The sequence below is a fragment of the Isoptericola croceus genome (genome assembly GCF_029382255.1).
Lineage (GTDB): Bacteria > Actinomycetota > Actinomycetes > Actinomycetales > Cellulomonadaceae > Isoptericola > Isoptericola croceus.
This window is the reverse complement of record NZ_JARLLG010000089.1, coordinates 1-292: the sequence shown is the minus strand read 5'-3', so window position 1 is coordinate 292 and position 292 is coordinate 1. Positions and strand designations below refer to the sequence as shown.

At 63.7% G+C, this 292-nt stretch carries 1 protein-coding gene; it reads left to right on the top strand.

The window, feature by feature from the left end:
* Positions 1–292: efflux RND transporter permease subunit (locus PZC42_RS20785; protein ID WP_277213981.1), on the top strand; the 292-nt coding region annotated here is incomplete at both ends.

Sequence of the window (292 nt, the reverse complement as noted above, 5' to 3'; positions counted from 1 at the left end):
CCCGCGGCCAACACCGTCGACGTCTCGAAGGCCGTCATTGCGGCCCTGCCCAACCTCGAGAAGAGCCTCGGCGGCGGCAGCTTCACGGTCGTCTTCGACCAGGCCCCTTACATTCAGCAGTCGATCGACGCGCTCGCCGAAGAGGGCCTGCTCGGTCTCGTCTTCGCCGTGCTCGTGATCCTGATCTTCCTGTTCTCGGTGCGCTCGACGCTCGTCACGGCGATCTCGATTCCGACGAGCGTGCTCATCACCCTCATCGGCATCCAGGCATTCGGCTATTCGCTCAACATCC